The organism is Microbacterium oxydans, from assembly GCF_900095745.1.
Lineage (GTDB): Bacteria > Actinomycetota > Actinomycetes > Actinomycetales > Microbacteriaceae > Microbacterium > Microbacterium oxydans_B.
Genome location: NZ_FMIR01000017.1, coordinates 359,864 through 382,908 on the forward strand (window position 1 = coordinate 359,864; position 23,045 = coordinate 382,908).

21 protein-coding genes and 2 riboswitches are annotated in these 23,045 nt (G+C 67.3%); of the genes, 2 read left to right on the forward strand and 19 right to left on the reverse strand.

Annotation, left to right across the window (positions count from 1 at the left end; genetic code table 11):
* Nucleotides 1–4: 4 nt before the first annotated feature.
* The 4 genes from fdxA to BQ2383_RS12040 are packed head-to-tail and all read right to left on the reverse strand — an operon-like array spanning nucleotide 5 to nucleotide 1,819.
* Entirely contained in the window at nucleotides 5–325 is a 321-nt protein-coding gene (gene fdxA, locus BQ2383_RS12025) for a ferredoxin (RefSeq protein WP_046013877.1), read from the reverse strand.
* 9 nt (nucleotides 326–334) lie between these two features.
* Entirely contained in the window at nucleotides 335–745 is a 411-nt protein-coding gene (locus BQ2383_RS12030; protein ID WP_029262902.1) for a hypothetical protein, read from the reverse strand.
* 40 nt (nucleotides 746–785) lie between these two features.
* Nucleotides 786–1,100 carry an AzlD domain-containing protein gene (locus tag BQ2383_RS12035; protein WP_091034138.1) on the reverse strand — a complete coding sequence of 105 codons (315 nt, stop codon included), beginning with the start codon at nucleotides 1,098–1,100 and terminating at the stop codon, nucleotides 786–788.
* Nucleotides 1,097–1,819: an AzlC family ABC transporter permease gene (locus BQ2383_RS12040; protein WP_091034140.1), complete on the reverse strand. Its 723-nt coding sequence runs from the start codon at nucleotides 1,817–1,819 to the stop codon at nucleotides 1,097–1,099. The genes BQ2383_RS12035 and BQ2383_RS12040 overlap by 4 nt, the downstream gene beginning before the upstream one ends.
* 104 nt (nucleotides 1,820–1,923) lie before the next feature.
* Here BQ2383_RS12040 and BQ2383_RS12045 point away from each other — a divergent pair, with 104 nt between their 5' ends.
* On the forward strand, nucleotides 1,924–2,472 hold the full coding sequence (locus BQ2383_RS12045; RefSeq protein WP_091034142.1) for a helix-turn-helix domain-containing protein: 549 nt from the start codon (nucleotides 1,924–1,926) through the stop codon (nucleotides 2,470–2,472).
* A gap of 47 nt (nucleotides 2,473–2,519) precedes the next feature.
* Here the strand turns inward: BQ2383_RS12045 and BQ2383_RS12050 are convergent, their stop codons facing one another.
* Both BQ2383_RS12050 and typA read right to left on the reverse strand, forming a co-directional pair.
* Nucleotides 2,520–3,425: a phospholipase gene (locus tag BQ2383_RS12050; RefSeq protein WP_208617663.1), complete on the reverse strand. Its 906-nt coding sequence runs from the start codon at nucleotides 3,423–3,425 to the stop codon at nucleotides 2,520–2,522.
* 189 nt (nucleotides 3,426–3,614) lie between these two features.
* The gene (gene typA, locus BQ2383_RS12055) at nucleotides 3,615–5,528 is read right to left on the reverse strand and encodes a translational GTPase TypA (RefSeq protein ID WP_091034144.1); all 1,914 of its coding nucleotides are present in this window, start codon (nucleotides 5,526–5,528) and stop codon (nucleotides 3,615–3,617) included.
* A 101-nt stretch (nucleotides 5,529–5,629) separates the two neighbouring features.
* Between typA and BQ2383_RS12060 the strand changes: the two genes are divergently transcribed.
* Nucleotides 5,630–6,436: a CPBP family intramembrane glutamic endopeptidase gene (locus BQ2383_RS12060; RefSeq protein WP_091034147.1), complete on the forward strand. Its 807-nt coding sequence runs from the start codon at nucleotides 5,630–5,632 to the stop codon at nucleotides 6,434–6,436.
* A gap of 15 nt (nucleotides 6,437–6,451) precedes the next feature.
* Here BQ2383_RS12060 and BQ2383_RS12065 read toward each other — a convergent pair whose 3' ends face one another.
* The 13 genes from BQ2383_RS12065 to BQ2383_RS12125 all read right to left on the reverse strand — a co-directional run bounded on the left by BQ2383_RS12065 (nucleotide 6,452) and on the right by BQ2383_RS12125 (nucleotide 22,838).
* A complete protein-coding gene (locus BQ2383_RS12065) occupies nucleotides 6,452–7,021 on the reverse strand; it encodes a PH domain-containing protein (RefSeq protein ID WP_091034149.1) in 570 nt (189 codons plus the stop codon).
* A gap of 2 nt (nucleotides 7,022–7,023) precedes the next feature.
* Entirely contained in the window at nucleotides 7,024–8,748 is a 1,725-nt protein-coding gene (locus BQ2383_RS12070; RefSeq protein WP_091034152.1) for an ABC transporter ATP-binding protein, read from the reverse strand.
* Nucleotides 8,745–9,698, reverse strand: coding sequence for an ABC transporter permease (locus tag BQ2383_RS12075; protein ID WP_091034155.1), 954 nt, complete (start codon nucleotides 9,696–9,698; stop codon nucleotides 8,745–8,747). The genes BQ2383_RS12070 and BQ2383_RS12075 overlap by 4 nt, the downstream gene beginning before the upstream one ends.
* The gene (locus tag BQ2383_RS12080; RefSeq protein ID WP_091034157.1) at nucleotides 9,688–10,617 is read right to left on the reverse strand and encodes an ABC transporter permease; all 930 of its coding nucleotides are present in this window, start codon (nucleotides 10,615–10,617) and stop codon (nucleotides 9,688–9,690) included. Before BQ2383_RS12080 ends, BQ2383_RS12075 begins: the two co-directional genes overlap by 11 nt.
* Nucleotides 10,618–10,695: 78 nt before the next feature.
* A complete protein-coding gene (locus BQ2383_RS12085; RefSeq protein WP_244176005.1) occupies nucleotides 10,696–12,321 on the reverse strand; it encodes a peptide ABC transporter substrate-binding protein in 1,626 nt (541 codons plus the stop codon).
* 216 nt (nucleotides 12,322–12,537) lie between these two features.
* On the reverse strand, nucleotides 12,538–15,390 hold the full coding sequence (gene gcvP / locus BQ2383_RS12090) for an aminomethyl-transferring glycine dehydrogenase (RefSeq protein ID WP_244176010.1): 2,853 nt from the start codon (nucleotides 15,388–15,390) through the stop codon (nucleotides 12,538–12,540).
* A gap of 61 nt (nucleotides 15,391–15,451) precedes the next feature.
* The gene (gene gcvH / locus BQ2383_RS12095) at nucleotides 15,452–15,829 is read right to left on the reverse strand and encodes a glycine cleavage system protein GcvH (protein ID WP_091034164.1); all 378 of its coding nucleotides are present in this window, start codon (nucleotides 15,827–15,829) and stop codon (nucleotides 15,452–15,454) included.
* On the reverse strand, nucleotides 15,826–17,025 hold the full coding sequence (locus BQ2383_RS12100) for a glycine cleavage system aminomethyltransferase GcvT (protein WP_091034166.1): 1,200 nt from the start codon (nucleotides 17,023–17,025) through the stop codon (nucleotides 15,826–15,828). The genes gcvH and BQ2383_RS12100 overlap by 4 nt, the downstream gene beginning before the upstream one ends.
* A 54-nt stretch (nucleotides 17,026–17,079) precedes the next feature.
* A riboswitch (glycine riboswitch) is annotated at nucleotides 17,080–17,178 on the reverse strand.
* Nucleotide 17,179: 1 nt separating this feature from the next.
* Nucleotides 17,180–17,274, reverse strand: a riboswitch (glycine riboswitch).
* Between the two features lie 146 nt (nucleotides 17,275–17,420).
* Nucleotides 17,421–18,290 carry an ABC transporter ATP-binding protein gene (locus BQ2383_RS12105; RefSeq protein ID WP_091034169.1) on the reverse strand — a complete coding sequence of 290 codons (870 nt, stop codon included), beginning with the start codon at nucleotides 18,288–18,290 and terminating at the stop codon, nucleotides 17,421–17,423.
* Nucleotides 18,287–19,138, reverse strand: coding sequence for an ABC transporter ATP-binding protein (locus tag BQ2383_RS12110; RefSeq protein WP_029262918.1), 852 nt, complete (start codon nucleotides 19,136–19,138; stop codon nucleotides 18,287–18,289). Before BQ2383_RS12110 ends, BQ2383_RS12105 begins: the two co-directional genes overlap by 4 nt.
* Nucleotides 19,135–20,121 carry an ABC transporter permease gene (locus BQ2383_RS12115; protein ID WP_091034171.1) on the reverse strand — a complete coding sequence of 329 codons (987 nt, stop codon included), beginning with the start codon at nucleotides 20,119–20,121 and terminating at the stop codon, nucleotides 19,135–19,137. Before BQ2383_RS12115 ends, BQ2383_RS12110 begins: the two co-directional genes overlap by 4 nt.
* The gene (locus BQ2383_RS12120) at nucleotides 20,114–21,109 is read right to left on the reverse strand and encodes an ABC transporter permease (RefSeq protein ID WP_091034174.1); all 996 of its coding nucleotides are present in this window, start codon (nucleotides 21,107–21,109) and stop codon (nucleotides 20,114–20,116) included. The genes BQ2383_RS12115 and BQ2383_RS12120 overlap by 8 nt, the downstream gene beginning before the upstream one ends.
* Before the next feature lie 40 nt (nucleotides 21,110–21,149).
* Nucleotides 21,150–22,838 (reverse strand): ABC transporter substrate-binding protein, encoded by a 1,689-nt coding sequence (locus BQ2383_RS12125; RefSeq protein WP_091034177.1) that lies wholly within the window; start codon nucleotides 22,836–22,838, stop codon nucleotides 21,150–21,152.
* Nucleotides 22,839–23,045: the final 207 nt, after the last annotated feature.

Below are 23,045 nucleotides of genomic sequence, written 5' to 3' on the forward strand. Positions count from 1 at the left end.
ACGCCTACTCGCCCTGGGGCGGGAGCGCGGCGATGATCGGGTGGTCGAACGTGTAGACGCCGACCTTGGCGGCGCCTCCGGGCGAGCCGATCTCATCGAAGAACTCGACGTTCGCCTTGTAGTAGTCCTGCCATTCGTCGGGCAGGTCGTCTTCGTAGTAGATGGCCTCGACCGGGCACACCGGTTCGCAGGCGCCGCAATCCACACACTCGTCGGGGTGGATGTACAACGACCGTTCACCCTCGTAGATGCAGTCAACGGGGCACTCGTCGATGCAGGCGCGATCCTTGACATCGACGCACGGGAGGGCGATCACATACGTCACCCCTCCAGTCTACGACTCGTGGCGCTCGGGTTCCTGCGCGGCAGGCGCGACCGTGCGGACCGGAACCCGTGAGAAGGAGGGCCAGGCGATCACGAGCAGCACGATTCCCGCGACCAGGTACGTCCAGATCTGCCCACTCAGGGAATCCGGGACGACGACGGATCCGCCGGGACCCACGCCGGAGATCAGCACCAGCATGCCGATCATCCCGAGGCCGGCTGCCACCGCCGCCCCTCTGTCGTGGGTGAGTGCTCGTACGGCGACGAGGATCGCCGCGCAGGCGATGGCGGCGACGATGAGCCCCACCGGGATCGGTCCCCACATCACACTGTGCGCGATCGTGCCGGCGATGCCATAGACGCCGCCCACCAGGGCCGCAGCGACCCACGACAACACTCTCGACACCCAGCTCACGCGCACCCGTCGATCTTACCGGCGCCCCCTGTGACCGAGCAGTCCGTCACGAGGCGAGGCCGAAGAGCCGCAGGAGCGCGGCGACCAGTGCAGCCGCCGCCACGACGACGAGGAACGACTGTCGGAGCCACAGGAGCCCTCCCGCGACGAGCAGGGCGGGCACGCGCGCGTCCACCGTGATGGACTGGCCGTCGCCGAGGGTCTGCACCGCGACGAGCGCTGCCAGCAGCGCGACCGTCAGCAGGTCGGAGATGCGAGCAGTGCGAGGCGCTTCGAGGACCTTGGGCGGCACCAGGTATCCGGCGGCCTTGAGCGCGACGCAGATGAGCGCCGCGAGGAGGATCGCACTCCACAGGCTCATGGCGCCTCCTCCGTTCGGATGCCGGCGGGACCACCCGACGGCGTCTCGCGGCCGCCCAGCCAGTTGAACCAGCCGACGGCGATCGCCACGACGGCCGCGACGAGCACCGGGAGACCCGGCATGAGGAAGGGGGTGAACGCTGCAGCGACCACCGCGGCCGCCACACCCACCGCGATGGCCTGCCGCTGCCGGAGCCGAGGCCAGAGCAGTGCGAGGAATGCGGCCGCGGCAGCGGCGTCCAATCCCCACGTCCGCGGGTCGCCGAGCACGTCACCGACGAGCGCGCCGACGAGGGTCGTGATGTTCCAGCCGATGAAGATGCCGATGCCGGTGACCCAGAAACCCACCTGGCGCAGCCGCGGGTCGCTCTGCGAGATCGCCACGGCCGTGGACTCGTCGATCGTGAAATGCGCAGCGGCAGCCTTGCGCGCCGGCCCCCCGCCCACGATCGGCGACATGCGCATCCCGTACGCGACGTTGCGCACGCCGAGCAGGGCGGCGGACGCGACCGCGGAGGGCAGAGCGGCGAGGCCTCCCGCAGTGAAGACGCCGATGAACGCGAACTGCGATCCTCCGGTGAACATCAGCAGGCTGAGGACGCACGTCTGCCAGACGTCGAGTCCGGACGCCACGGCCAGCGCGCCGAAGGAGACGCCGTAGGCGCTGGTCGCGAGCACGACGCCGAGCGCCTCGCGCCAGACCTCACGCTCGGCGGTCATCGCCCGCCCCGAGGACCTCTGTTCGCTTCGCTGAACACATGACGATAATTCTGAACACTCGCGGACGGATAGTCAAGCGAACGAACGTTTGGCATGATGAACGCATGGAAGACCTCCGCACACGCATCGCCCGCACTCTGCGCCGAGAACGAGAGGCCGTCGGCCTGTCGATCTCGGAGCTCGCGCGCCGCGCCGACGTGTCCAAAGCGACCGTCTCGCAACTCGAGGCCGGAGCCGGCAATCCGAGCGTCGAGACGCTGTGGGCGCTCGGCGTCGCCCTCGGAGTACCGTTCGCGGTGCTCGTCGACCAGCAGAGCAACGCCCCGACGCTGATCCGCGCCGATGACCTCGCCGGCGTCCCGTCGTCCGCAGCCGCGTACAGCGCCACCCTGCTGGCGGCCAGCCCTCCCGGCGCGCGACGCGACATCTACCTGATCCAGGCCGAACCGGGCGATGCTCGACGCTCTGACCCACATCACCCCGGCACCATCGAGCACGTCATCCTGATCTCCGGGCAGGCCCTGATCGGACCGGCGGATGAGCCGGTGCTGCTCGAGCCCGGCGACTATCTGACGTATGCCGGCGACGCCCCGCACATCTTCGAGGCGACGACAGCGGCCACGAGCGCCGTGCTCGTCTCCGAGCTCCGCTGAGCCTCCCTCCCCGCCGGCGACAGGCGACGGGTTGGGATCTCACGGTCTCAGTACCAGTTCATCGCCTGCGAGTGCGACCAGGCGCTGCACGGACTTCCATAGGCCGCCGAGATGTACTCGAGGCCCCAGGCGATCTGCGTGGCGGCACTGGACTGCCAGTCTGCTCCCGCGGATGCCATCTTGCTGCCGGGCAGAGCCTGCGGAATCCCGGTGGCCCCGCCGTCGGAGTTGTAGGCCTGGTAGTTCCAGCCCGATTCCTTGGTCCACAGCGAGTCCAGGCACGAGAACTGATCCCCGCCCCAGCCGTACCGGCTCGACATCTGCTGCTGCGCGGAGGCCTTGGCACCCTCGACGGTGTTGGCGGAGGCGAGCGCCGCGGCGGCTGCCCGCTCGGCGGCCGCATGCTCTGCCGCAGCCTTGGCCGCCGCTGCGGCCGCTTCCTCCGCGGCGCGCTTCTCCTGCGCCGCGGTGAGCGCGGTGCGGAGATCCGCGGTGTCCGAGATGACCTTCGTCAGTTCCGACTCCACGTCGTCGGTGACGATGCCCACGAGGAGCAACGGCGTCACCTCACTGTCGGAGAGCTTGTCGATGCCGCTCTCGAGCTCGGCCGTGTCGACGGATGTCGAGACGCCCACATCGAGACCGGAAGCCGCCACGTCGGCGCTCACCGCCTCGGCCGCCGCGACGGCACTCCGGGCCTCCGCGCGCGTGGACGAAGCGTCTGCGGTGATCTTCGCCAGAGGCTCGGCACCGGACAGTGCGGGCGCGGCGACGGCGATGGCCGGGCTCATGGCGGCCGCGGCGGAGGTGGAGGCCAGACCGACGCTGAGCGTGATTCCGACCAGGGTGGCGGCGGTCACTCCGAGGATGGTCATCGGGCGGCGGGCGGTGACGGCGGCGCGGGCCGACGCCGCGTCGGAGGCGCGCCGAAGCGCACGGGTTTTCTGAAGCATTGGGTTCGACTTTCGGGTTGTCGTACGCCCTTGCAGGAGACTCATCGGGAGCTCGTCCCGGGCGCAAGCCAACGAGTCTGCACCATCAACCTGAGTGAAAACCATCCCTGACCTGGGATTTACATGAGAAGAGGGCCCCGCGCTCGCCTTTCGGCGGCACGAGGCCCTCTTCTCGGAGCAGGCTCAGGCTCAGGAGCCGGCGTCCTGACGCTTCAGGCGCGCGGTGTCGCGGGCGCGCGTGTTCGCGTCGAGGTTCACCTTGCGGATGCGGACGACCTCGGGCGTGACCTCGACACATTCGTCGTCACGCGCGAACTCGAGGCTCTCCTCGAGCGTCAGCTGGCGCGGAGGCGTCATCGACTCGAAGGTGTCGGAGCTCGCCGCACGCATGTTGGTGAGCTTCTTCTCCTTCGTGATGTTCACGTCCATGTCGTCGGCGCGGGAGTTCTCGCCGATGACCATGCCCTCGTAGACCTCCTGCGTGGGCTGCACGAAGAACGACATGCGCTCCTGCAGGGCGATCATGGCGAACGGGGTGACGACGCCCGAACGGTCGGCGACGATGGAGCCGTTCTGACGCGTCGAGATCGAGCCCGCCCACGGCTCGTAGCCGTGCGAGATCGCGTTCGCGATGCCGGTGCCGCGCGTCGTGGTGAGGAACTCGCTGCGGAAGCCGATGAGGCCGCGCGACGGGACGACGAACTCCATGCGCACCCAACCGGTGCCGTGGTTCGTCATGTTCTCCATGCGGCCCTTGCGGCCCGCAAGCAGCTGGGTGATCGCGCCGAGGTGCTCCTCCGGCGTGTCGATCGTGAGGTGCTCGAAGGGCTCGTAGGTCTTGCCGTCGATCTTCTTCGTGACCACCTGCGGCTTGCCGACGGTGAGCTCGAAGCCCTCGCGACGCATGTTCTCGACGAGGATGGCGAGGGCGAGCTCGCCGCGACCCTGCACCTCCCAGGCATCCGGACGCCCGATGTCGACGACCTTGAGCGAGACGTTGCCGATGAGCTCCTTGTCGAGACGGTCCTTGACCATGCGAGCGGTGAGCTTGTGGCCCTTGACCTTGCCCATGAGGGGGGAGGTGTTGGTGCCGATGGTCATCGAGATGGCGGGGTCGTCGACCGTGATGGCCGGCAGCGGACGCACGTCCTCGGGATCGGCGATGGTCTCGCCGATGGTGATGTTCTCGAAGCCGGCGATGGCGACGATGTCGCCGGGGCCCGCGGATTCGGCCGGGTAACGCTCGAGCGCACGGGTCTTCAGGAGCTCGGTGATGCGCGCGTTCTGGTGCGTGCCGTCGGCACGGACCCAGGCCACGGTCTGGCCCTTCTTGAGCGTGCCGTTGAAGACGCGCAGCAGCGCGAGGCGGCCGAGGAACGGGCTGGAGTCGAGGTTCGTGACCCAGGCCTGCAGCGGGTGCTCGTCGTCGTAGGACGGCGCGGGCACGTGCTCGAGGATCGCCTCGAACAGCGGCTCGAGGTCGTCGTTGTCGGGCAGCGAGCCGTCGGCGGGACGGTTCTGCGACGCGGCGCCGGCACGACCGGAGGCGTAGACGACCGGCACGTCGAGCAGCGCGTCGACATCGAGGTCGGGCACGTCGTCGACCAGGTCGGAAGCGAGGCCCAGCAGCAGGTCGTGCGCCTCTTCCTCGACCTCGGCGATGCGGGCGTCGGGACGGTCGGTCTTGTTGACGAGCAGGATGACCGGCAGCTTCGACTCGAGCGCCTTGCGCAGAACGAAGCGGGTCTGGGGCAGCGGGCCCTCGCTGGCGTCGACGAGCAGCACGACACCGTCGACCATGGACAGGCCGCGCTCGACCTCGCCACCGAAGTCGGCGTGACCGGGGGTGTCGATCACGTTGATCGTGATCTCCTTGCCGCCGGCGTGCTTGCCCTTGTAGGTGATCGCCGTGTTCTTGGCGAGGATCGTGATGCCCTTCTCACGCTCCAGATCGTTCGAGTCCATCGCGCGCTCATCGACGTGGGCATGTTCGCCGAAGGAGCCCGTCTGACGCAGCATGGCGTCGACGAGAGTCGTCTTGCCGTGGTCGACGTGGGCGACGATTGCGACGTTGCGGAGGTCAGAGCGAAGGGCGTGCGCCATGCAGGTGTCCTAAAGAGTGTGGGATTTTGCCGGGAAGCCGACGTTCCAGGATAACGCAAGCTCAGGGCGAGTTCCTGAAAACAGGTCGTAGCATCGAGATCGTGACCCGACCGCAGGCCTCCGGAGACCTTCCCGAGCTCTCCCCCACGCCCTCTCGCGCGCGGCTGTGGTGGGAGATCTCGATCGTCCTGGCGCTCGGGCTCGGGCAGTCCGCCGTGTACGCGATCGTGCAGCTCGCCTACCGCCTCACCGACGAGATCCCGATCGCCGATCAGGTCGCGAAGCTGAATCCCTCGCGCAGCGACAGGGAGATCTTCGACCTCATCTACCAGGTGCTCGCGATCGGGTTCTCGCTCGTCCCCGTGCTGCTGGTGTGCTTCCTGCTCTGGCAGTCGCGCCGACCGCACCTGGGCCGGCTGGGACTCGACGGCACCAGGACGGGGCGCGATATCGGTCGCGGCATCCTGCTGGTCCTGGCCATCGGCGTGCCCGGCATCGGCCTCTACCTCGCCGGTCGCGCACTCGGGATGACCGTGGCGATCGATCCCGCGGGCATCGACGCCTACTGGTGGACGGTGCCCGTCCTCCTTCTCGCTGCCGCACGGGCCGCACTGCAGGAGGAGTTCGTCCTGCTCGGCTACCTCTTCACGCGGCTGAAGCAGCTCGGCTGGGGACCGTGGTCGATCATCATCGGCACGTCGGTGCTGCGCGCGAGCTACCACCTCTATCAGGGCTATCCCGCGTTCTTCGGGAATCTCGCGATGGGTCTGCTGTTCGGCTGGCTGTATCAGCGCTCAGGGCGCCTGATGCCGTTCCTGGTCGCGCACTTCCTGATCGATGCGGCCGCGTTCGTCGGCTACCCGTGGGCAGCGGCGATGTGGCCCGATCTCTTCGGATTGCCGGGCTGAGCAGAGGATTCGGGGTCAACCCGCGTTCGCCACGAGGACGGCCAGCACCGCCCAGACGACGATCACGACCAGCGCGATCGTGGCCGGACGATCCCAGCTGCGGCGGATCGGGGCATCTGCGGTGTCTGACGCGGCTTCCCAGCGCTCCTCGATCTCGGTGAGCGCACGGATGCCTGCGGGCATCTTCTCCTCGCCGTCGCCCCCGCGAGCGGGCATCCGGAACGGGCCGGCCTTGGCCGGTCCCCCGTAGCAGGCGAGATCCGTCCCGTCATCGAGCGAGAAGATCAGCTGCCACCGCAGGTCGACGGCGCGCACGCGCTGCCAGCCGAACGTGATGCGGCGGAGCAGGTTCTGCACCACCACACCGTCGTCGTCGATGCGCACGGCCGAGGCGAAGGAGCTCACATACACGAGCCAGAGCACCAGCAGCACCCACGGGGCGAGCAGGAGCATCGGCCCCCACCCTGCCCGCAGAACGGCATCGCCCAACAGGAACAGGGCCAGAAGCGAGCCGATCACGAGCGCGGCGGGACCGGAGGGCGCACGAAATGTCCGTACGCCCTCCGACCTGTCGTCCGTCGTCACCGTCAGTTGCTCCCGAGGGTGATCGACGCACCGGGAATCGCTTGGAGCAGTCGCTCCGTGTACTCCTGCTGCGGGTTCGCGAAGATGTCGTCGACCGTGCCGTGCTCGACCACACGCCCCTGCTCCATCACGCAGACCCGATCCGCGATCACCCGCACGACCGCGAGGTCATGGGTGATGAACAGATACGTCAGGTCGAGCTCGGACTGGAGTTCGGCGAGCAGGTTCAGCACTTGCGCCTGCACCAGCACATCCAGCGCCGACACGGCCTCGTCGAGGACGACGATCTCCGGCTTGAGCGCGAGGGCCCTGGCGATGGCGACTCGCTGGCGCTGACCGCCCGAGAGCTCGTTCGGATACCGGTCGGCCACACTCGACGGGAGCGCGACCTGGTCCAGCACCTCGAGAACACGCTTGCGGCGCGAGGAAGTGTCGCCGACCCCGTGGACGCGCAGCGGCTCCGCCACCGTGTTTCCGATGTTGTGCAGCGGATCCAGCGAACCGTACGGGTCCTGGAACACCGGCTGCATCTCGCGACGCAGTGCCTGCAGCTCGGGCCGCGAGAGCGTGTCGGTGTCCCGACCGTTCACCAGGATCGAGCCCGACGTCTTCGTCTCCAGACGCAGCAGCATCTTGGCGGCGGTCGACTTGCCGGAACCAGATTCACCGACGATGGCCATCGTGGAACCCTTGGGCACCTGGAAGGACATCTTGTCGACGGCCGTGAAATCGGTGGAGCGGAAGCCGCTCCCCCGGATCTTGTAGACCTTCGTCACATCACGGAACTCGATCACCGGCTCGGCCGGAACCGCCTCGGTGTGCGCGATCGATGCGAGATCGACCGTGCCCGTGGCCTCCGTGAGCACCTCGGCGAGAGGGTCGACGTGGCCCGTGACCGCCGTCTGGATGCGCTTCGACGCCAGGCTCGGCGCCGCGGCGACCAGCCGCTGGGTGTACGGATGCTGCGGGTTCTGCAGGATCTCGAGCGCAGGACCCGATTCCACGATGCGTCCGCGATGCATCACGACGAGGTTCTCCGCCCGCTCCGCGGCGAGGCCGAGGTCGTGGGTGATGAACAGGACCGCAGTGTTGCGCTCCTTCGTGAGGGTGTCGAGGTGATCGAGGATCCGCTTCTGCACCGTGACGTCGAGCGCGCTGGTGGGCTCGTCGGCGATGAGCAGCTTCGGATCGGACGACAGCCCGATGCCGATGAGCACCCGCTGGCGCATGCCGCCGGAGAACTCGTGCGGGAACTGCCGCAGACGCCGATCGGCATCCGCCAGTCCCGCCTCCTTCAGCACCTGGATCGCCTGCTTGCGCGCGGCCTTGCGGCCGTCGGCCTGCCCGTTGGCGAGGATGGTCTCCTCCACCTGGAAACCGATGCGGTGCACGGGGTTGAGGCTGTTCATCGGGTCCTGGGGAACCAGGCCGATGAGGTTGCCGCGCACATGCTCGATCTCGGAGCGTCCGAGTTTCGTCAGGTCGCGACCCTCGAACTTGACGGCGCCACCGGTGACCTTCCCGCTACCGGGCAGCAGGTTGATGATCGCGTGTGCGGTCGTCGACTTGCCCGAACCGGACTCGCCGACGATCGCCATGGTCTCGCCCGGGTAGATGTCGAAGCTGACGCCGCGCACCGCAGGGACGAAGCCGTCCTGCGTCTTGAACGCGACCTCCAGGTTCTCGATCGACAGGAGCGGGACATCGGGGTTGTGTTCGGCGGTCATCGCAGTGCCCTCGCCTTCGGGTCGAGCGCGTCTCGTACCGTCTCGCCGAGCATGATGAACGACAGCACGGTGAGGGAGAGAGCGATCGACGGATAGATCAGCGGCATGGGGTCGGTGCGCAGACGCTGCTGCGCCATGGCGATGTCGTTGCCCCAGGAGATGAACTCCGGCGGCAGACCGACACCCAGGAAGGACAGCGTCGCCTCGGCCGTGATGGCCGCGGCGAGACCGACCGTGCTGAGCACGATCACCGGGGCGATCGAGTTCGGCATGACGTGCGAGAACATCGTCCGCACACGGGAGACACCGAGGGCCTCGGACGCCATCACGAAGTCGGCCGAGCGCACGCGCAGGATCTCGGCGCGCAGGATGCGCGCGACCGACGGCCATCCGAAGAAGCCGATCGCGAGGGAGACCACGAGGATGTTCCGGTCGTTGAGGAACATCGACATGATGACCACGGCGGCCAGCACGTAGGGGATCGCGAAGAACATGTCGCCGATGCGCATGAGCAGCGAATCGATCCAGCCGCCGAAGAAGCCGGCGAACGCACCGATCACGATGCCCATGGCAGCGATGATGATCGTCACCAGGATGCCGACCGACAGCGAGGTGCCTGCGCCGTGCACGACTCGGGAGTAGACGTCGCAGCCCTGGAAGGTGTATCCGAACGGATGTCCTGCAGACGGCCCGTCGTTCGAGAAATTCAGGTCGCACTGGAACGGGTCGACCGGAGCGAACAGGTCGGGGAACGACGCGATGACGACCAGCAGCACGACGAAGACGCCGGCGGTCCAGAACATCCAGCGACCACGGAGGTCACGCCAGGCATCGAGCCACAGGTTGCTCTTGCGCTCGCTGACACGGACGGCGTCGACGGCCCCGAGGCCACCCTCGTCGGCCTCGGCCACATAATGCGCCATACGGCGGGTACGAGTGTTATCGGACATAGCGGATCCTCGGGTCGAGCACACCGTAGAGCAGATCGATGAACAGGTTGACCAAGACGTAGATCACGACGAGCACGGTCACGATCGAGACGATCTCCGGACCATCGTGTTGATTGATGGCCTTGAAGAGCTCGTTTCCGATGCCGGGCACGTTGAACACGCCCTCGGTGACGGTGGCGCCGACGATCAGGATGCCGAAGTCGGCAGCGAGGTTCGTCGTCACAGGAATGAGCGAGTTGCGCAGCACATGCACCGGGATGACGCGCCGCGTGGGGAGTCCCTTGCCGAACGCCATCCGGACGAAGTCCTGCTGACGCGTCTCGATGACCGAGTTGCGCGTGAGCCGGACCACGTAGGCGAAGTTCAGTGCGGCGAGCACGATGGCCGGGAGTATCAGATCCGACCAGGGCGCCCCTCGGCCGACCGTTGGTCGGAACAGATGCAGCTCGATGGCGAGGAAGTACTGCGCGATGAAGGCCAGCACGAACACCGGGATCGAGATGAGCAGAAGGCTCACCAGCATCGAGGCGTGGTCGAACAGGCTGTTCTTGCGCAGGCCGGAGATCAGACCGACGACGACGCCGAAGACGAGTTGGATGACGATCGCCAGCAGCGCGAGGCGCAGCGTCACCGGGAACTTCGCGGCGAGGATCTCATTGACGCTCTGGCCGCGGAAGGTCGTTCCCAGGTCACCCTGGAACAGGTCGCCGAGGTAGATCAGGTAGCGCGTGAAGAACGGCTGGTCCAGGTGGTACTGCGCCTGCAAGGCGGCGTACTGCGCATCGGTCGGTGTCTTGTCACCGAACAGAGCGAGAATCGGGTCACCCGGTAGCAGGAAGACCATCGAGAAAATCAGGAAGGTCGCCCCGAGGAAGACGGGTATCGCCTGAAGAAGGCGACGAATGATGTAGGCAGTCATAGCGTGAACTCAACCGCGCCGTGCGGGGCGACGCTTGCGCATCGCCCCGCACGGCGGGTTCAGATCAGAGCGGGAGTGTTACTCGCCGGCCTTGGTGATCTCGTACACGATCGGCCAGCTGTCCCAGCCGTACTCGACGTTGTCGACGAGCGTGGAGAAACCGGCGTTGGTCGAGCGGTACCAGAGCGGCAGGACGGGAAGGTCCGTGAACAGGACCTCCTGCGCCTGCTCGAAGAGCTTGTTGCCCTCTTCGACCGAGGGCGCCGTGGAGCCCTTCGTCACGAGCTCGTCGTACTCGGGGTTCGAGTAGTCGCCGTCGTTGGAACCGGCACCCGTGATGAACAGCGCGCCCAGGATGTTGTAGGCACCCGGGTAGTCGAACTGCCAGCCCGAACGCGTCGCCGCGTTCAGCGTGCGGTTCTTGATCTCCTCGCGGAGCGTCGCCAGGTCGGGGAAGGACTGACCGGCGGCGTCGATGCCCAGCGTGTTCTTGATCTGGTTCGACACCGCGTCGACCCACGCCTGGTGTCCACCGTCGGCGTTGTACGCGATGGTGAACGTGCCGCTCCACGGGGAGATGGCGTCGGCCTGAGCCCACAGGTCCTTCGCCTTGTCGGCGTCGGCGTGCGTGACCTCGGAACCGGCGATCTCGTCGTTCCAGCCCGCGATGACCGGCGAGGTGTAGTCGACGGCCGGCGTGCGGGTGCCCTCGAAGATCACGTCTGTGACCTGTTCGCGGTCGATCGCGTAGGAGATGGCCTGACGACGCAGGTTGCCCTCTTCGTCATTGCCGAAGTGGGCGAGGCGGGCCGGGATGGTCAGGCCTTCCCAGATCGCGGCCGGCTGGTCGACGGCACGGTCGCCCAGGTCGTCCTTGTACGTGGCCAGAGCCGTCGGCGGCACGCCGGGGTTGAGCACGTCGAGGTTGTCCGAGAGCAGGTCGGTGTATGCGGCCTCGGCGGTCGCGTACATGGCGAGGTCGACTCCGCCGTTCTTCGCCTTGCGCGGACCGTCGTAGCTCTCGTTCGGAAGCAGCGAGATCACGGAGTCGTGCTCCCACTTGTCGAGCACGTACGGGCCGTTGCCGACCGGAGCCTGGCCGAACGCCTCGGGGTCGTCGAAGAACGACTCGGGGAGCGGCGCGAACACCTGGTAGCCCAGAGTGGTCGGGAAGTCCGACTGCGGAGCGGCGAGCTCGACCGTGAACGTCGTGTCGTCGACGACCTCGAGAGCGAGGGAGTCTTCCTTCACGGCGTCGGCGCTGTAGCCGGAGAAGTTGGCGAACCACCACTGGTTCTCGAAGGCGGGGTCGGAGGCGGCGTACTGCCATGCCTCGACGAAGGACTCAGCGGTCACGGGGGTGTCGTCGCTGAACTTCTCACCCTCCTTGATCTTGATGGTCCAGGTCTGGTTGTCGTCCGACTCGATCGAGTCGGCGAGGTCGTTGGCGAGGGCGCCGTCGGCTTCGTAGTAGACGAGACCGGCGAAGATGTTCTGCAGAACGAGTCCGCCACCGACCTCGTTGGTCACGGCGGGGAGGAGCGGGTTCTGAGGCTCGTTGCTCTGAACCGTGACGATTCCGGTCGACGCTTCGCCGCCTTCTTCACCACTGCCGTTATCGCCGCCGGATGCGCAGCCTGCGAGCGCGATAGCGCCGACGGCGAGCAGAGCGGTGCCCGCGAGGGCAGTCCTGTTTCTTTTCACTTTTGTCCTCCTGTGGACACGGGGATTCTGCACACTCACCATCGAGCGGGCAGGGATACCTGAGCGTAACCCGCACCTCTTCGCCCGAGACGCTCAGCTAACGAACTGTTACTGAGTGGTGACCATACGTAACAAGGCCGAAACACCGGGAAAAGAGAGACGGTGCCGCACCCCACAACAGGGGTGCAGCACCGTCTGCTCACATGAGCACGAGACTCAGGCGAAAGCCTCCACCGGAGGGCAGGCGCAGACCAGGTTGCGGTCGCCGTATGCCTGGTCGATGCGACGCACCGGCGGCCAGTACTTGCCCGCGATGAGGGCGCGCACGGGGTACGCCGCCTCTTCCCGCGAGTACGCATGATTCCACTCCCCCGCGATGAGCGAGACCGCGGTGTGCGGCGCGTGCACGAGCGGGTTGTCGTCGGCCGGCCAGCGACCGGCGGCGACCCCCTCCGCCTCGGCCTTGATCATGACCATGGCCTCGATGAAGCGCTCGATCTCGTCGAGGTCCTCCGACTCGGTCGGCTCGACCATCAGCGTGCCCGCGACCGGGAACGACATGGTCGGCGCGTGGAAGCCGTAGTCGATGAGGCGTTTGGCGACATCGTCGACCGTGATGCCGGTGGCCTCCTTGAGCGGACGCAGATCGAGGATGCACTCGTGAGCCACCCGCCCGTTCTCGCCCGTGTAGAGCACCGGGAAGTGGGAACCGAGCCGCTCCGCCATGTAGTTGGCGGAGAGCACGGCTGCCGCGGTGGCGCGACGCAGTCCGTCGGCACCCATCATCCGCACATACGCCCACGAGATCGGCAGGATCCCGGCCGAGCCGTACGGGGCTGCCGAGATGACTCCGCCGTCGAACGTGTACCCGCCGAAGTGCTCCGCGCTCTGGGCGAGCGGGTGCGAGGGCAGGAACGGCGCGAGGTGGGCCTTCGCCGCCACCGGACCGATGCCGGGGCCGCCGCCGCCGTGCGGGATCGCGAACGTCTTGTGCAGGTTGAGGTGCGAGACGTCGCCACCCAGGTCGCCGAAGCGCGCGTAGCCGAGCAGAGCGTTGAGGTTCGCGCCGTCGACGTAGACCTGCCCACCGGCGTCGTGCACGGCTGCGGTGATGTCGACCACCTGCTCCTCGTACACGCCGTGTGTGGAGGGGTAGGTGATCATCAGAGCCGAGAGGTCATCGGCGTGCAGCGCGATCTTCGCGCGCAGATCGTCGAGGTCGACGTTGCCGAGCTCGTCGGTCGCGACGACCACGACCTTCATACCGGCGAGGACGGCCGATGCGGCGTTGGTGCCGTGGGCCGAAGACGGGATCAGGCAGATCGTGCGGTGCTGGTCGCCGTTGGCGTGGTGGTAGCCGCGGATCGCGAGCAGCCCCGCGAGTTCACCCTGCGAGCCCGCGTTCGGCTGCAGCGACACCGCGTCGTACCCGGTGACCTCGGCGAGCCAACCCTCGAGCTGATCGATGAGCTCGAGGTAGCCCTGCACATCGGCCGCCGGAGCGAACGGGTGGATGCCCGCGAACTCGGGCCACGTGATCGCCGCCATCTCGGTGGCCGCATTGAGCTTCATCGTGCAGGAGCCCAGCGGGATCATGCCGCGGTCGAGCGCGTAGTCGCGGTCGGCGAGGCTCTTCAGATACCGCATCATGGCAGTCTCGCTGCGGTGTGCGTGGAACACCGGGTGCGTGAGGTACTCGTCCTGACGCCCCAGGTCCGACGGGAGGGAGTTGCTGCCACGCTGCAGGAAGCCGAATGCACGCTCCTGCGCGCCGCCGAAGACCATCGCCACCTGATGCAGCTCGGTCACCGTGGTGGTCTCATCGACCGAGATGCCGATCGTGTCGGCATCGGCCACGCGGAGCAGGATGCCGTATCCGTCGCGCGCCTGCGCGGCGTGCTCGGCCGCACGCCCCGGCACCCGCACCGTGACCGTGTCGAAGAACGCGTCGTGCACGACCTCGGCGCCCGCCTCGGTGAGCCAGGTACCGAGCAGGGCCGCCTTCGTGGCTGCTTCTGAGGCGATCGCGCGGAGCCCATCCGGGCCGTGATAGACCGCGTACATCGCCGCCATCACGGCCAGCAGCACCTGGGCGGTGCAGATGTTCGACGTCGCCTTCTCACGGCGGATGTGCTGCTCGCGCGTCTGCAGAGAGAGACGGTACGCGGGCTTGCCGTCGGCATCCACCGACACCCCGACCAGCCGGCCCGGCAACTGACGCTCCAGGCCCGAGCGGACGGCCATGTAGCCGGCATGCGGCCCCCCGAAGCCCATCGGCACTCCGAAGCGCTGCGTCGTGCCGACGGCCACATCCGCGCCGAGCGACCCGGGCGACGCGATCAGTGTGAGCGCGAGCAGATCCGCCGCTGCGACGGCCAGTCCACCCGCGAGGTGCGCGGCGTCGAACACGGCGGACGGATCCCAGACCCGACCCGATGCGCCCGGGTACTGGACGAAGACACCGAAGAGATCACCGGGAAGCTCCTCCCCCGCAGCGAAGTCGACGGACACGATCTCGATCCCGAGGGCTTCCGCGCGGGTCGCGAGCATCGCCCTGGTCTGCGGCAGTGCGTCGGCGTCGACGGCGAACACGTTCGACGACGACTTCGAGGCGCGCCGCGCCAGCAGCATCCCCTCGACGACGGCCGTGGACTCGTCCAACATCGAGGCGTTGGCCGTGGTGAGCCCCGTGAGGTCGGAGACCATGGTCTGGAAGTTGATGAGCGCCTCGAGACGACCCTGCGAGATCTCCGGCTGGTAGGGCGTGTACGCCGTGTACCAGGACGGATTCTCCAGCACGTTGCGCTGGATCACCTGCGGCGTGATGGTCCCGTAATAGCCGAGGCCGATCATCGGGCGGTTCACGGTGTTGCGGGACGCGAGGGTCCGCAACTCTGCGAGCGCCTCGGTCTCACTCGCTGCCGCGGGGATGCGAGACGGCGTTCCCCCCTCGGCTTCGGGAGACGGACCGGTGTAGATCGACGCCGGCACGGCCTGACGCATCAGCGCCTCGACCGGGCTCAGCGCGTCGTCCGCTCCGGCGGTGTCGAGACCGAGGGCGGCGAGCATCGTGCGCTGCGCAGCATCCGTGGGTCCGATGTGACGATCGGCGAAAGTGACCACTGGTGAATCAGCCCTCCGTCAGCGCGACGTAGGCGTCGCGGTCGAGCAGACCGTCGAGCGCACCGGCGGCGACGGTGACCTTGAGCAGCCAGCCGCCCTCGAACGGTGCGGAGTTGACGAGCGACGGGTCGTCGACGGCCGCGTCGTTGATCTCGACGACCGTGCCGGTGACCGGCGCGTAGAGCTCGCCGACCGACTTCGTGGATTCGATCTCACCCACGACGGAGCCGGCGGTGACCTCGGCGCCGACGGCGGGGAGCTCGACGAACACGACGTCGCCCAGCTTCTCGGCGGCGTAGTCGGTGATGCCGATCGTCACGGTGTCGCCGTCAGCGGCGATCCACTCGTGTTCTTCGGTGTAGCTGAGGGCGGCGAGGTCGGTCATTTGGTCCTCCGATAGAAAGGCAGGGCGGTCACGGTCGCGGGGATCCTGGTCCCCCGCACATCAAGGAATACTGCTGTTCCCTCTTCAGCGGAAGAAGGGTGCACGTAGGCCATCGCGATCGGATGGCCGAGAGTCGGGCTGAGGGCTCCGCTGGTGATCTCACCGAGCTTCTCCCCTTCGCCGTCGACGACGGCGTAGCCGGCGCGCCCGGCGCGCTTGCCCTCGGCGACGAGGCCGACCAGCACGGGGGCGTCGGATGCGCCGGCCTGCTCGACGGCGACGAGCGCTTCCTTGCCGACGAACTGGTCCTTGGCAGTCACGACGACGCGTCCGAGGCCGGCCTGGACGGGCAGTGTGTCGAGGCTCAGCTCGTGTCCGTACAGCGGCATGCCCGCCTCGAGGCGAAGGGTGTCGCGCGCCGCGAGACCGGCGGGCACGAGACCGTGCGGTTCGCCGGCCGAGACCAGCGCGTCCCACAGGGCGGGCGCGTCAGCCGCCGAGACGAGCAGTTCGAAGCCGTCTTCGCCCGTGTATCCCGTGCGGGCGATGAGCAGCGGCTCACCGAGGAAGCGCGCGTCGGCCCACGCGTAGTACTTCTGATCGGCCCACGGCGTGCTCAACTCGGTGAGGCCGAGGGTCGCCTCGAGGATCGCCTCCGCAGCGGGCCCCTGCACGGCGAGCAGCGCGTAAGAGTCCGACACATCTTCCACATCGACGCCGCGGTCGCCGAGGAAGCCGGCGAAGCTGCGGTCCTCCCCCGGCGTCAGCGGTGGCAGCTCGCGCTCGATGAGCGAGGGGAAGTCGCGGACGCGCTTCGCGAACGCGGAGTCGACGAAGCCGCGGTTGCCGGCGTTCGCGATCACGAGGTAGCGGTCGTCCGCCAACCGGTACGCGATGACATCGTCGACGATGCCGCCGTTCGCCGCCAGCATCAGCGAGTACTTCGCCTTGCCCACCGGCATCGCGGAGATGCGGCCGGCGAGTGCGAAATCGAGGAACTCCGCTGCCTTCTCACCCGTGACGAGGAACTCCGCCATGTGCGAGATGTCGAAGATGCCGGCGGCGTTCCGCACGGCGTGGTGCTCGGCGAGGTCGGAGGTGTAGCGCACCGGCATCTGCCAGCCGCCGAAGTCGGTGAACGACGCGCCGAGCGCCTCATGGCGTTCACGCAGCGGGGTGTAGCGGGGGTCGGACATGGAGTTCTCCCGGGCTGTGACGGGCGGAACGGCGGCATCGCCGCTCCTCGGAACTCCCCCTCTGTCATAGGCCTGAGAGCTTCACCCGTTCACGGAGGCGGGGTTTTCACCGTCGGCGGATCCGCAGTTTCGCGGGATCGCTTTTCAGAGTGGCCGGAACCGCGCGGTACGCGTACCTGAGAGATTGGCGGGGAGGCTTGCTCCTTCGGTGCCCGGCTGCGTTCGCCGGGGCTCTCCCGCGTGGTTCATTCGGCCTGTCTTCAATTGTGGGTTCAGTCTAGCCCGTCCGATCCCTGGCGCCGGGTTTCCGGGACGCGCGTTCGAATCGCGGGAATGGTCCCACTCGGGGCTCCGAGAGGACCATTCGCGCGATTCGAAAGCGGTCTGGCAGGGCGTCAGTGCGCGATGCCGAGCTCGGCGCGCACCTCGTCGCGGAGGCGGCCGAGGTTGTCGGGCTCGGGTGCGGCGCCCAGAAGCGTCTTGGTGTATTCGTGCTGCGGGTTGAGGATGACCTCGTCCGCAGGCCCGCGTTCCACGACATCTCCCTTGTACAGCACCATGATCTCGTCCGAGAAGTGCCTCGCGGTCGCCAGGTCGTGGGTGATGTACAGGACGCCGAGGTTCTCCTCGCGTTGCAGGTCCGCGAGCAGGTTCAGCACCCCGAGACGGATCGAGACGTCGAGCATCGACACCGGCTCGTCCGCGACGATGAACCGTGCTCCGGGAGCCAGTGCCCGCGCGATCGCGACGCGCTGACGCTGCCCGCCGGACAGCTCGTGCGGGCGGCGATCGGCGTAGCTGTCCCCCGGCGTGAGCCGGACGCGCTCCAGCAGCTCCACGGCCCGCTCCCGCACCTCGCCACGAGAAAGCTCCGGATGGTGCAGGCGGATCGGGCGCTCGAGGTGATGCACGATCGTGTGGAAAGGGTTGAGCGAAGCGAACGGATCCTGGAACACCATCTGCACATCGGCGCGGTAGCGTTCCAGCGCCCGGCCGCGGGTTCCGGACGGTTTCCCGTCCAACAGGATCTCCCCGCTGGTGGGGGTCTCCAGCTTCATGAGCATCCGCGCGATCGTCGACTTCCCCGACCCCGATTCGCCGACCAGCGCGACCGTCTTACCCGCCTCGATCGTGAAGGACACGTCTTTCACCGCGTGCAGGATGTTCGTCTTGAAACCGGAGCGCAGGGGGAAGTCCTTCACCAGGTTCCGCGCCTCCAACCGCGCCGGCTGCGGCGTGGTCGTGGCGGTCGTGTTCGCGCTCATCGGACGCCCTCCTGGCTGACACCGGTGCGGACGAAGTCGCCCCGTTCGCCCTTGAGCGACGGGAAGCTCGACAGCAGCCGTTTCGTGTACTCGTGCTGCGGGGTCCGGTAGATCTCCTCCGCCGTGCCCTCTTCGACGATCTGTCCCTGCAGCATGATCGCGATCCGGTCGCTGATCTCGATCAGCATGGGCAGGTCGTGGGTGATGAAGATCACCGCGAACCCGAGCTTCTCGCGCAACCGCATGATCTCGCGGATGATCCCGCGCTGCACCACCACGTCGAGCGCGGTCGTCGGCTCGTCCATGATCATCACCTGCGGATCGAGGGCGAGCGCCATCGCGATCATCATCCGCTGCCGCATGCCGCCCGAGAGCTCGTGCGGAAAGCTCGTCAGGCGGTTCGGGTCGACGCCGACCAGGGTGAGCAGTTCTTCTGCCCGCGCGGTCTTCGCCTTCTTGCCCATACCGGGGCGATGCGTGTCGAAGATGTCGAAGATCTGCGCCTTGACCGAGATCACCGGGTTGAGCGAGTTCATCGCACCCTGGAAGACCATCGAGATCTTGTCCCACCGGAACGCCCGGAGGCCCTCGCCGTCGAGGCCGACGATGTCGATGTCATGACCGTCGCGGTCATGGAAGACGATCTCCCCCGCCGTCATCAGGGCAGGCGCCTTGAGGAGGCGGTTCATCCCATAGGCCAGGGTCGTCTTGCCGCAGCCGGACTCCCCCGCGAGGCCCAGGATCTCTCCCCGGTTCAGTGTCAGGGACACGTCGCGCACAGCCTTCACCGGCGGGTCGACCTCGTACTCGATCGACACATTCCGCGCCGTCAGCACCGGCTCGCTCATGCGGTGACCCCCTTGGTCTTCGCGGCCTTGCGCACACGGCGCGCGGCATCGGGCGCGTTGCGCAGTTTCGGGTTGATGACCTCATCGATCGCGAAGTTGATCAGCGCGAGGCCGGCGCCGAGGATGGCGATCATGATGCCCGGCGGCACGAACCACCACCACGCTCCGCGGCCGAGTGCCTGACCGGACTGGGCGTCGTTGAGGATGGTTCCCCAGGTGATCGAGTCCGTCGGTCCGAGCCCCAGGTACGACAGCCCGGCCTCGCCGAGGATCGCGAAGATCAGAGCGAAGAGGAACTGCGCGGTCAGCAGCGGCAGGAGGTTCGGCATGATCTCGACGAGGATCACGCGGAGCGACCGCTCGCCGGCCACCTTCGAGGCGTAGACGTAGTCGCGCGTGCGGAGGGAACGGGTCTGGAGGCGCAGGACGTAGGCGGCGCCGGCCCAGGAGGTGATGCCGAGGAAGATCGCGACCAGTTGCCAGGTGCGCTGCGGCACGAAGGAGGCGATCACCATGACCAGCGGCAAGGCGGGGATGACGATCATCACGTTGGTGATGAGGGCGAGTCCGTCTTCGCGCCAGCCGCCCAGGTATCCGGCGAGGACACCGAAGACGAGCGACAGCACGATCGCGATCACGCTGGCGATCAATCCGACCATGAGCGATCCCTGAGCACCGATCGCGAGCTGGGCGAACATGTCGTTGCCGAGCTTCGTGGTGCCCAGCCAGTGCTCGGCCGACGGCGGCTGCAGTGCGGGGTTGTCGGTGCTGCGCGGGTTCTGCGTGAAGAACGGCGCGATGATCGCGAACAGCACGATCGCGAGCACGAGGAGCGAGCCGACGATGAACTTCGGCGATGTGCTCGGCAGGATGCGCCGCTTGCGGCCTCGGCTCTGCGTCGCGAGTGAGACGGTGCTGGCCGGCGCCGTCATGGGCGCGTCCTCGACGGTCAGGAGACCGGCGGTGTTCTGCGGATCAGACATTCTGGCGCGCCCTCGGGTCGATGAAGCCATAGACGAGGTCCATGAAGAAGTTGGCGGCGAGCACCGTGATGGTGATCACCAGGAACAGGCCCTGCATCAGTGCATAGTCGTTGTTCGTGACGGCCTGGAACATCAGTTTGCCGATGCCCGGATACGTGAACACCTGCTCCATGACGATGGAGCCGGAGACGACGAAGCCGAGCGTGATCGAGAATCCGGCGATCGACGGGATGGCCGCGTTCCTCGCGGCGTACGTCGTCATGATGCGGCGGTGCCGGAGGCCCTTGGCCTCGGCGGTGAGGACGTAATCCTCGGCGAGGGTGGCGACCATCATGTTGCGCATGCCGAACAGCCAGCCGCCCACGGAGCTGATCACGATCGTGATCGCCGGAAGCAGCGAGTGCGCGAACGCGTCGGAGAAGAAGGCCCAGGTGGGCTCCGGCCCGTCCGGGAAGTCGAACACGTCGTAACCCCCGAAGATCGGGAACCAGCCGAGTCCGACCGCGAACACCGACACCAGGATCAGCGCCAGCCAGAAGTACGGGATGGACTGCAGCACGGTGGTCGCCGGGATCACGTGGTCGACCCAGGTGCCCCGCTTCCATCCGGCCCAGGCACCGAGTGCGACGCCGAGGACGAACGAGATGACGGTCGCCGTGCCGACCAGGACGAGTGTCCACGGCAGGGCCCCGGCGATCAGCTCGGTCACCGGGGTCGGGTACTTCGTGACCGAGATCCCGAGGTCACCGCGGAACATGCGGCCCCAGTACGCCAGGTACTGGTCCCAGAGCGAGGAGTCGTCGCCACCGAGCAGGAGCTTGATGTTGCGGATCGTCGTCTCCGAGATCTCGCCGCCGGCCCGCTGCATCTTGGCGATCATGATGTCGGCGGGGTTCCCCGGCATGAGACGGGGAAGCAGGAAGTTGAGAGAGATCGCGGCCCACAGCGTGAACGCGTAGAACCCGATTCTTCGTGCATAGAACTTCATGTCACTCTTTCCTGACTTCCTGCTTCCCGTCTCCTCTTGATTACTTGGCCGGCTGCAGCTGCGTCAGGACGTAGCCTGCCGCGATCGCGCCCCAGGACGGCGGGAAGGCGTAGAGGTCCTCCTCCGTCGGCCAACCCGTGAAGTCCTTCGTGTTGTAGAAGGTCTGGGTCGCGTTGATCACCAGCGGGATGTAGGGCAGGTCGCGGACGATCTCGGTCTGGATCGTGCCGTACAGCTCCTTCTTCTCGGCCTCGTCATCGGTGCTGATCGCGGCCTGCACGGCAGCGTCGACCTTCGGGTTGTTGTACCGGCTGAAGTTCCAGCGACCGGCCGGGACCTCGGAGCCGACGGGGCTCGTCGACTGCACCGCGGTGCCGCCGAACCAGTCACGGTAGATCTGGAACGGGTCCGCAACCGACGTGCCGATCATGCCGCCGACGATGAGCTGGAACTCTCCACCCTGACGGGAGTCGGAGAACTCCTGCCACTGCACGGTGGAGACGTTGATCTTGATGCCGGCTGCGGCCGCCTGCTCGGCGATCAGCTTGGCGGCATCGTTGTAGTCCGTCCAGCCGTCGACCGAGGTCAGCGTCAGCTCGAGCGGCACGCCGCCCTTCGCGTAGAAGTCGCCGTCCTTCGTGTAGCCGGCGGCCTCGAGGATCGCGTCCGCCTCTGCGACGTTCGCCTCCTGCGGGCTGACCTCGTTGGCGGGATCAGCGACCCACTTCTCGTCGCGGGGCAGCAGGGCGTATGTCGGAGAGATGTCACCGGTGAGCCCGACGAACGCCTTGTCCTTGATGGTGGCGCGGTCGATCGCTGCGTTGAGCGCCTGACGCACGGCGACGTCGGTCTGCGGACCGGTGCAGCCGAGCTCTGCGTTCGAGCACGTGTACAGGACGGTCGGGTCCTGAGGGGTGTTGATCCAGTCGATCTTCCCGTTGCCCGTCACATCGTCGGGGTTCGGGATGAACATGCCGGTCCAGTCGAGCTCGCCGGCGGCGAGCAGGTCCTGCGCGGTCTGGTTGTTGTCGACCGCGATGTACTGGACCTTCTTGACGCCGAGCTTGTCGGCGTCGCGGAAGTTCTCGTTCGCGACGAGGGTGTACGACTCGCTGGTCGTCTTCTCGACGACGTATGCGCCGGAGCCGACGGGCTCCTCGTTGGCGAAGTTCGCGAAGTCGGTGACGTCGGCCCAGATGTGCTCGGGGAGGATGTACGTCGAGCCGAGACGCTGGAACTCGGTCGTGTACTGCGCGGACGAGTACGTCAGCACGACGGTGGTGTCGTCGGTGGCCTCGGCGGAGACCAGGCCGTTGCCCTCGGGGTTGTTGGCCTCGTACTTGAACGAGAACGCGACGTCCTTCGCGGTGAGGGGCTCGCCGTCGCTCCACTTGAGGTCGGGCTTGATGGCGATCGTGATCACCGTGCCGTCCTCGTTGTACTCGAAGGTGTCGCCGATCAGGCCGACGGGCTCGGTGTCGGCGGTCTTGTTGTAGAAGAACAGCGGCTCGTAGATGGGGCCGAGCGCACCGTGGAGCACGGTGGGCGCGAACGGGTTGTAGTTCGCGGCGATCGGCGTCTGGCTGCCGGCCCAGACGCGAAGGGCGCGGTCGCTGTCGGCATTGCCGTCGTCGCCGCCGCCGGTGCCGCAGGCGGTGAGGCCCATGGCGAGGACGGACGCTCCGGCGATCGCGGTGAGCGCGATTCTGCGCTTTCCGTTTCGGATCATTTCTCTTGTTTCCTCTCGGTGCTGCACTGCAGGAGGGATCGCTCCGGACGGAGCGGGAACCCCGACTGTGGGGTTCGTGGGGCCCGAGGAGTTGCCTGGTCGGCCTCTCCCGGGGAGGGGGTTTGTTAGGACAGTAACCTAACAAACCCCGATGCGAGTAGACAACCCTCCCGGAGCGTGCCAGATAACGTTTCGGCCTCGACGCGA